Below are 273 nucleotides of genomic sequence, written 5' to 3'. Positions count from 1 at the left end.
GTACAGGGCCGTACGCTTGGACAGGTTGAGGACATAACCCAGGCTGATCTGGTGAGCCTTGGAGTCGATGGCCTTCTGGTCGTACAGAGCGTACTGCAGCTTGACTTCGCCTGCACCCAGCGGGGCAGAAGCACCCAGCGCGTACGCATTAAACTTATCGCTACCAGCGCCATCAATCTTGTACTTCGATTGCTGCAAAATCGTGCTGAGCTTCACAACATTCAGGTCGTAAGAAGCACCCACAGTCAACGTGTCACGCGAGCCGGTGACAGG

At 55.7% G+C, this 273-nt stretch carries 1 protein-coding gene; it reads right to left on the bottom strand.

The genetic code is table 11. The features are described from left to right. On the bottom strand, positions 1-273 hold a 273-nt coding region (locus CKO35_RS17765; protein ID WP_200177424.1), incomplete at both ends, for a porin.

Source organism: Ectothiorhodospira shaposhnikovii (assembly GCF_016584105.1).
In the GTDB taxonomy this organism is placed as follows: domain Bacteria; phylum Pseudomonadota; class Gammaproteobacteria; order Ectothiorhodospirales; family Ectothiorhodospiraceae; genus Ectothiorhodospira; species Ectothiorhodospira shaposhnikovii.
Note: the sequence above shows the minus strand (reverse complement) of the source record. Positions and strands in the feature narration are given on the sequence as shown.